The sequence below is a fragment of the Lysobacter antibioticus genome, from assembly GCF_000731095.1.
GTDB lineage: Bacteria > Pseudomonadota > Gammaproteobacteria > Xanthomonadales > Xanthomonadaceae > Lysobacter > Lysobacter antibioticus_B.
Window position 1 is genome coordinate 34613 of sequence record NZ_JMTZ01000028.1, and the last position, 7705, is coordinate 42317.

At 67.5% G+C, this 7705-nt stretch carries 10 protein-coding genes; 3 read left to right on the forward strand and 7 right to left on the reverse strand.

Annotated features, from left to right (window positions below; genetic code table 11):
* Positions 1-236: 236 nt before the first annotated feature.
* Positions 237-1355 (forward strand): RICIN domain-containing protein, encoded by a 1119-nt coding sequence (locus tag EX88_RS0110515; RefSeq protein WP_051884919.1) that lies wholly within the window; start codon positions 237-239, stop codon positions 1353-1355.
* A gap of 99 nt (positions 1356-1454) precedes the next feature.
* Here EX88_RS0110515 and EX88_RS0110520 read toward each other — a convergent pair whose 3' ends face one another.
* The 5 genes from EX88_RS0110520 to EX88_RS0110540 all read right to left on the reverse strand — a co-directional run bounded on the left by EX88_RS0110520 (position 1455) and on the right by EX88_RS0110540 (position 3878).
* Positions 1455-1793 (reverse strand): nucleotidyltransferase family protein, encoded by a 339-nt coding sequence (locus EX88_RS0110520; RefSeq protein ID WP_031371952.1) that lies wholly within the window; start codon positions 1791-1793, stop codon positions 1455-1457.
* 122 nt (positions 1794-1915) lie between these two features.
* Positions 1916-2851, reverse strand: a complete 936-nt coding sequence (locus EX88_RS0110525) for an ADP-ribosylglycohydrolase family protein (RefSeq protein WP_031371953.1) — start codon at positions 2849-2851, stop codon at positions 1916-1918.
* Entirely contained in the window at positions 2848-3228 is a 381-nt protein-coding gene (locus tag EX88_RS0110530) for a cupin domain-containing protein (RefSeq protein WP_031371954.1), read from the reverse strand. The genes EX88_RS0110525 and EX88_RS0110530 overlap by 4 nt, the downstream gene beginning before the upstream one ends.
* Positions 3229-3282: 54 nt before the next feature.
* Positions 3283-3489 (reverse strand): twin transmembrane helix small protein, encoded by a 207-nt coding sequence (locus tag EX88_RS0110535; RefSeq protein WP_031371955.1) that lies wholly within the window; start codon positions 3487-3489, stop codon positions 3283-3285.
* Positions 3486-3878, reverse strand: a complete 393-nt coding sequence (locus EX88_RS0110540; RefSeq protein WP_200875823.1) for a hypothetical protein — start codon at positions 3876-3878, stop codon at positions 3486-3488. The genes EX88_RS0110535 and EX88_RS0110540 overlap by 4 nt, the downstream gene beginning before the upstream one ends.
* A 393-nt stretch (positions 3879-4271) precedes the next feature.
* On the opposite strand from EX88_RS0110540, the gene EX88_RS0110545 reads away from it, so the two are divergent.
* Positions 4272-5696 carry a PLP-dependent aminotransferase family protein gene (locus EX88_RS0110545; RefSeq protein ID WP_031371957.1) on the forward strand — a complete coding sequence of 475 codons (1425 nt, stop codon included), beginning with the start codon at positions 4272-4274 and terminating at the stop codon, positions 5694-5696.
* On the opposite strand, the gene EX88_RS0110550 is transcribed toward EX88_RS0110545, so the two are convergent.
* Positions 5608-6072 (reverse strand): MmcQ/YjbR family DNA-binding protein, encoded by a 465-nt coding sequence (locus EX88_RS0110550; RefSeq protein WP_081930861.1) that lies wholly within the window; start codon positions 6070-6072, stop codon positions 5608-5610. The two genes, EX88_RS0110545 and EX88_RS0110550, sit on opposite strands and share 89 nt — an antisense overlap.
* Before the next feature lie 70 nt (positions 6073-6142).
* Complete coding sequence (locus EX88_RS0110555; RefSeq protein WP_031371959.1) at positions 6143-6550, reverse strand: GFA family protein; 408 nt, start codon at positions 6548-6550, stop codon at positions 6143-6145.
* Between the two features lie 100 nt (positions 6551-6650).
* Between EX88_RS0110555 and EX88_RS0110560 the strand changes: the two genes are divergently transcribed.
* Positions 6651-7598: a helix-turn-helix transcriptional regulator gene (locus tag EX88_RS0110560; RefSeq protein WP_031371960.1), complete on the forward strand. Its 948-nt coding sequence runs from the start codon at positions 6651-6653 to the stop codon at positions 7596-7598.
* The last annotated feature ends 107 nt before the right edge of the window (positions 7599-7705 follow it).

Sequence of the window (7705 nt, forward strand, 5' to 3'; positions counted from 1 at the left end):
GCGCCGGCAGGCGAATCCTCCGCGACGACGATCGCGGGATTCGCCGTCCCGGCGCCGCGGCGAAGCCGCCGTTCCTAGCCTCATCGCCGGCCGAACACGCCGGCACGGCTGCGACGGCCGCCACGCTCCTCGCTAACGGAAACACCGACCGCCACCTCGGGTCGGCTGCCGGCGCAAGGCGATGGAGCTGCACGAACGCCGTTCATCCGGACGGCGAACCCACCACGGAGACCATCATGAAGATAGTGCGATCGATCCAACGCTGGGGCAGCCTGCTGCTGTTGTCGTTCCTCTCGCTAGGCGCTGCGGCCGGCGATACGCCGGGCACCTACACCAACTACGCCTTCGACCCCGCCATCGCCGGGCTCGACTCGGTGGATTTCGGCATCACCGTCGAAACCGATCCCGGCTATCGCGCCAACGTCTATTGGAGCAATCAATTCGCTTTCGTTGGAACGCCCTCCGGCGGCTACACCGGCATGCAGAGCAACGGCGGCAAGTCGCGCATGTTCCTGTTCTCGGTATGGGACGCGACCGAGGCCAAGGCCGGCAGCGCGGGCAGCTATTGTCTGAACTTCGACGGCGAAGGCGTCGGCAAGAGCTGTCGCATGGCCCATGAGTGGACAGCCGGCCATACCTACCGTTTCCGCGTCGCCCACGAAGGCAACCGCTGGTTCGGCGTGACCGTGACCGACCTGACCGGCGGCGGCTCGTTCAAGCTCGGCAGCATCCGCAGCGCGTCCACGCAGCTCTCTCCGAAGGGCATGGTCAACTGGACCGAATACTTCGAATGGAGTTCGCCTAAGTCGAACTGCTACAACCAACCGTACTCGGACGCGGAGTTCCTGCTCCCCATCGGCAATGGCGGCACCACGGTCGCCAGCGTTTCGAGCACCAAGATCAGCGCGCCCTGCGCAAGCCGCGTCGACAAGACCGCGGTCGGAAGCGTCCAGGTCAACGCCATCGGCAACTCGCTGCGCGGCACGGTGGTCAGCGGCAACAACCTGTGCATCGACGCCAAGGGCGGCGCGACGACGAGCAACGTGCCCGCACTGGGTTACGGCTGCCATACCGGCGAAAACCAGGCCTGGGTGCACGGCGTCGACCGCAGTCTGCGCCTGCAGGCCGATCTTTGCCTGGATGTCGAACAGCACCGCACCACCCCCGGCTCGCCGGTCATCGTCTACGCCTGCAACGGCGGCCGCAACCAGTTGTGGAACCAGGTCGGCAACCAACTGCGCAGCGATTTGTCGGGGTTGTGCCTGACCTCGTCGACCGCCGGCGCGCAACTGACCATCCAGACCTGCGGCACGCAGTCCACCCAGAACTGGACGGTGCGCAGGCCCGCACCCTGAAGTCCCCACGCGAAGAAGCGTGCGCTGCCTCGCGATGTCGCCGGCCATCCCGGCGACATCGCTCAGGCGGCACTTCCGGGCAGCGTCGTCCGCCGGCGGTCAAACCCGCTTGTCGTAGATCAGCCGGCTCGAACGTTGCAAGCCGGCATGCAAGGTGGGCGTGTGCTTGGCACCGGCGTAGAAATCCAGATCCACGGACATAGGCAGGAGTTCGGCCAGCTGTGCGTTCCAGCGTTTGGACCGGGAATTGAACGTCGCGAAGCCACCGCTAAAGTCCGCTCCAGGGGCGGCTTCGAGATCCAACTCGACGACCACGTCGATATCGCTGTCGGGTCGATGTTCGCCCCGAACGCGGCTGCCGAAGACGTGGACTCTTTCGATGATGGGTTCGCTTCGGGCCCATTCGATCAGGCGCTCTTCGATAGCGGATAGATCCATGGTTTTTATTCGTTCAACGGGTCATAGGACAAGCTAAGCACGGAGTCTAGTACCCGCTTCGCGATTTCCGACTCATCCGCGACCAAGCCAGTGCAATTGGAAGAACGAGTTGCCTGGGCCTTTCAAGCCTGAACCTCCGTTTCCGCCAAATCCAACAGTGCCAGCGCCATCGCCGCGATCTCTTCGCGCATGGTCAGCCGTTCGAGCCAGCGCGGCGGGATCGCGTCGATGCCGTAGAACGCGCCGGCGAGTTGGCCGCAGATCGCCGCGGTGGTGTCGGCGTCGTCGCCCAGGTTGGCCGCGCGCAGCACCGCGGTTTCGTAGTCGTCGCTGTGCAGGAAACACCACAGCGCGGCCTCCAGCGATTCGACGCTGTAGCCGGAGCCGACGATCGCGTCCTCGCGCTTGCCGGCGTATTCGCGGGCGTGGATGGCCGCCACCTTGGGGCTCGCCGGCGGCGGCATCGCCGGGGTCAGCACCGCTTCCTTGCCGGCGCCCATCAGCGCGGCGCGCAACTGCATCGCGAACAAACGCGAGCAGTCCAGGGCCTCGGCGGCGCCATGGGTGGTGCGGGTGGATTCGGCCGCATAGTGCTGGGCCGCCTCGGCATGCCGGCGCCACAGCATCGGCACCGGCGCCAGCCGCATCAGTGCGCCGTTGCCGGCCGCGCGCGGGCCGGTGTCGCCGGCGAAGGGATCGCCGCTGCCGAGATAGCGGGTCAGCGCCGCACTCACGGTCGTGCCGATGTCGAAGCACTCGCCGTTGCTGCTCATGTAGCCGACTTCGCGCCAGTTGCAGTAGCGGTTCATCTGGTCGCGCGCGTCGAAACCGCGTCGGTAGATCAGGCTCGCGGCCAGGCACAGGGCCATCGAAGTGTCGTCGGTCCACTGCCCCGCGCGCAGGTCGAACGGCCCGCCGCCGACCATGTCGGTCAGCGGCGCGAAGCTGCCGCGCGCGCTGAACTCGACGGTGGTGCCGACCGCATCGCCGCAGGCCAGGCCCAGCAGACAGCCCAGGTAGCGTTCGCGCAGACCGAGCGTCGGCACCGTCGTGCTCATGCGGCCTCCGGATCGATGTCTTCGTAGTTGGCCGGCTCGAAACGCGGCGTGCAGATCGCCAGGAACAGCAGATCGCCATCGCCGAGGTTGGCGATGCGTTGCGCCACGCCCGGCGGAATCACCACGACGTCGCCGGGGCCGACGATGCTCGGCGGCAAGTCGCCGACCTCGACCCGGCCGCGGCCTTCGAGCACGACGTAGCGCTCGCTGGTGCCGCGCAGGCGGTGCAGGCGGGTGGTAACGCCGGGCTCGACGCGGGCGCGCGCGATCGAAGCCTGCGGGTCGTCGCTGGAATTCCACCACTCGATGATGTGGCAGCGTTCTTCGAAGTAGTACTCGGCGGTGTCGGCGTTGGAAACGATGCGGGCCTGGGTCATTGCGCGGGCTTCGGCGGCGTGATGCCGCCAGCTTAGCCTGCGCCGGCGCCGGGCTTAAACGCCGACGCCGTGCGGCTCGACCACGCCGGTGGCGATGCCGGCCACGACCAGGCCGATCAATACGATCGAGAAGACGATGCGGCGCGTCAGGGCGTTGACGGTGCGCTTGCTGGTGCCTTTGTCGACCAGCATGTAGTACAGGCCGGCGCCGAGGTTGTAGAGGATCACCGCGAGAAAGGCGGCGACGAACAGGATCTTCATGATTCGGCCTTGCCCGCGAGCGGGCGGGTGCTGTTTCGGTGAGAGTCCGCTTGAGCGGCCGGCTCAGCGGTAGAGGTCGCGCGGCGAGCGCGCAACCAGCGCCAGCGAACGACGATGGCCAGGGTCATGACCAGCAGGAACAGGCCGTAGGCGACCGAACTGGCCAGCACCTGTTTCCAGATGGCGCCGGCGTTGGGGTCGGCGTTGTGCATGCTCCAGTGCATGCCCCAGCCGGCCAGCACGGTCGCGAGGATCAGGCTGGCGCTGTCGAAGACGGTGCGGGCGCCGCCGCGCGGCTGGCGCGGATAGGCCCAGAACAGCCAGGCCAGGATCGAAAACCACGGCACGAACAGGATCAGGGCCAGGTTGAGTTCGACTTGCGGATTCATGGCAGGGGGACTTCCGGAGGGGGCTCTTGCTACGGGAACCATTCTGCCCGGACCGGATCAGAAGACGTAGAATCAGATTTCGGATAAAAAACCATGTCAGTTGCGTCCCGGCTGAAACCGTCGCATGGCTCCAGACGGGACGAGGGGGCAGCTTGCGGAAGTGTTGCGGTGCGCATGGGTTTGACGGGACTCAGCGGTACCAAGGGTCCCTTGATGTTGTGGATTGGCCGGCGATGGCCCTCATCCGGCCCTCGGCCACCTTCTCCCGCGAAGCGGGAGAAGGGATAAAGCGCGCCCTCCCGCGGAGCGGGAGAAGGGAAAGGCATGCCCTCCCCGCAAAGCGGGAAAGGGAAACAGCAGCTTCGACCAGCCTCCACTTTCTTCGGACCCCACATGAAGCGTTATCAGGCCCTCGCCGACGACATCGCCCGTTCGATCCGCCAGGGGCTGCTGTCGCCCGGGCAGCGGCTGCCGTCGGTGCGCCAGGCCAGCGCGGCGCGGCAGCTCAGTCCGTCCACCGTGTTCCAGGCCTATTACCTGCTGGAGGCGCAGGGGCTGGTGCAGTCGCGGGCGCGCTCGGGCTATTACGTCAGCGAGCAGGCCCGAACGCTGCCACCGGAACCCGATGCGGCCTCGCAGCCGGACGGCGAGTCGCGGCCCGTCGACGTCAGCGAGTTGGTGTTCGAAGTGCTGGAGTCGGCGATGGCCCACGACATCGTGCCGCTGGGCTCGGCCTTCATGAGCCCGGCGCTGTTCCCGCTCGCCAGGCTGGGGCGGGCGATGGCGCACGAGGCCGTGCACCTGGACCCGCGCAGCACGGTCGACGACCTGACCCCGGGCAACGCCGAACTGCGCCGCCATATCGCCTTGCGCTATCGCATCGGCGGGGTCGAGCTCGGTGCCAACGATCTGGTCGTGTGCAACGGCGCGATCGAGGCCTTGAACCTGTGCATCGCCGCGGTGACCCGGCCCGGCGATGCGGTGCTGGTCGAGTCGCCGTGCTTCTACGCCGCCCTGCAGGTGCTCGAACGCCACGGCCTGCATGCGATCGAAGTGCCGACCCATCCGCGCGACGGAATCGAGCTCGGCGCGCTGGCCACCGCGATCGCACGCCACGCGCCGAAGGCCTGCTGGCTGATGACGAATTTCCAGAACCCGCTCGGCAGCACGATGCCGGACGAGAAGAAACGCGAACTGGTCGAACTGCTGGCGCGCCACGAACTGCCCTTGATCGAGGACGACGTCTACGGCGAGCTGCACTTCGGCACGCACCGGCCGGCGCCGGCCAAGGCCTACGACCGGCGCGGACTGGTGCTGCATTGCTCGTCGTTCTCGAAAACGCTGGCGCCGGGTTACCGCATCGGTTGGGCCGCGGCCGGCCGTTACACGCAGCAGGTGGCGCGGCTCAAGCTCACCAACACCCTGGCGACCTGCGTGCCGGCGCAGTTGGCGATCGCGCGCTATCTGCAGCGCGGCAGCTACGAGCGCCACCTGCGGCGGCTGCGCACGACCCTCGCCGCGCAGCAGAGCGCCTACCTGGCCGCGGTCGCCGAGCATTTCCCGCCGGGCACGCGCGTGACCCGTCCCGACGGCGGCTATTTCCTCTGGATCGAACTGCCCGAGGACCGCGATGCCTTACGCGTGCATCGCGAGGCGGCGCGCCGCGGCATCAGCATCGCGCCGGGGCCGATCTTCTCGGCGCATCGCGGCCACGCCCACTGCCTGCGGCTCAACTACGGCCATCCGCTCGATGCCCGCGTCGCGGCAGCGTTACGAGTCTTGGGCCAGCTTTCGTCGGCGCGATCGGCGCCAGCCTGAGGCGTTGCGCTTCGTCGGCATCGGCCAGCATCTCGGCCTGGCGCTTGCGGCTGAGCCCGCCGAGCGCCTTGCGGTACGACCAATCGACCAGTTCGCGCAAGTAGTCGTCGGGCAGACGGCGCACGTCGACGATAGTGACCCAGTGATAACGGCCCATGAAACGCGCCGGCTTGGCGCCGGGCATGTCGGTCAGTTCGACGAAGCGGTCCGGCGTGACCTTGAGGCTGAAACGCCAGCGCTCGGGCTCGCTGGTCTTGAAGTAGGCGAAGAACTTCTTGCCCACGCTGTAGACCAGGATGTTCGACGGCGCCGGATGCAAGACCTCGTCCGCGCCCGGGTAGGCACGGCACCACTGCTTGAGTCGCTCGGTATCCATCGCGTCGGCTTCGCTGCGGTCGGGCCGTGCATCCTCGCACAGCCGCGCCGCAGCGTTCGCAGCCGCCGGTTCAAAGATGGCTGGTCACCGCCGGCACTTCGAACCAGTTATTGTGGCGGCCGTCGAAATAGGTCACCGGCACCTCGGCGAGCTCGGCGTGTTCGATGTTGTCGATGCAGGCCAGGTTGACCGAGTAATAGTCGCCGCCGATCTCCTCGACGTAGCCCTTGCCGAACACGTGCACGCCGCAGTGCTTGCAGAATTGATGATGGGCGACGAAACCGCCGAACTGATAATTGTTGAGGGCGTCCTCGCCCGACAGCAGGCGGAACGCGCTCGGCCGGATCACCGCGCCCCACTTGCGCAACTTGGCGCAGATCGAACAATTGCAGCGTCCGCTGCCTTCGGCCAGGTCGACCTCGGCTTCGCAGCGCACGGCGCCGCAGTGGCAGCTCAACTGATAGGTCTGGACGGTCATAAGGGCATTCCTGGTCGAAGGGCGGGCGTACCGCGGGACAGGCTTAGGATACGACTAATAGCGGACAGGATATGTCCTAAATAGTCGCTAGACTGGGCCCATGCTCAAGACCTCTACCCGATTGCTGCGCCTGCTGTCGTTGTTGCAACAGCGGCGCCACTGGACCGGCGCGGAACTGTGCGAACGCCTGGAAGTGGAGGCGCGCACGGTCCGCCGCGACGTCGAACGCCTGCGCGAGTTGGGCTACCCCATCCAGGCCTCGGTCGGGGTCGGGGGCGGCTACCAATTGTCCGCCGGCACCTCGCTGCCGCCGCTGTTGCTCGACGACGACGAGGCGGTCGCCGTCGCCGTGGCCCTACGCAGCGCCACCGGCAGCGTGTCGCGGATGGAGGACACCGCACTCGGCCTGCTCAGCAAACTCGACCAGCTGATGCCGGCGCGCCTGCGGCGCCGGGTCAGCGCGCTGTATTCGGTGACCGTGTCGCTCAGCCACAACAACGCCACGCCCGACGTCGATACCCTGACCCACCTGGCCACCGCCTGCCGCGATCATCTGGTGCTCAAGCTCGGCTATCGCGACCGCACCGGCAAGCCGAGCACCCGCAACGTCGAGCCGCTGCGCATGGCGCATACCGGCCAGCGTTGGTACCTGGTCGCCTGGGATCGCCAGCGCGAGGACTGGCGCACCTTCCGCATCGACCGCATCGCCCAGGTGCAGACGCCGGGGCCGAGCTTCGTGCCGCGCACCCTGCCCGAGGACGTCGCCACCTATGTCGAGCGCTCCATCCGGCAACCCTCGCAGTCGCATCGCCTGCGCGCGCGCCTGCAAGGCTCGGCCGAAGCGCTCGCTACCCGCATCCCGAGCTGGTGCGGGGTGCTCGAGGCCGTCGACGACCATTACTGCCTGCTGCACGTCGGCGCCGACTCGGTCGACCAGGCGGTCGCACTGCTGGCCATGACCGGCGTGGAGTTCGAGATTCTCGATGCGCCGGAATGGCTGCCGCAGTTGCGCGAAGTCGTCGCCCGCCTGCAGCGGGCGATGCAATGAAGCCGTGGCGCCGAGGCTGAGCGCCCGGCATCCACGCTGAGGCAATGGCGGGTCGAACGGCGGCGGCATGAGCGAGACAAGGCGATGCCCGCCGTATCGGCGGGGAC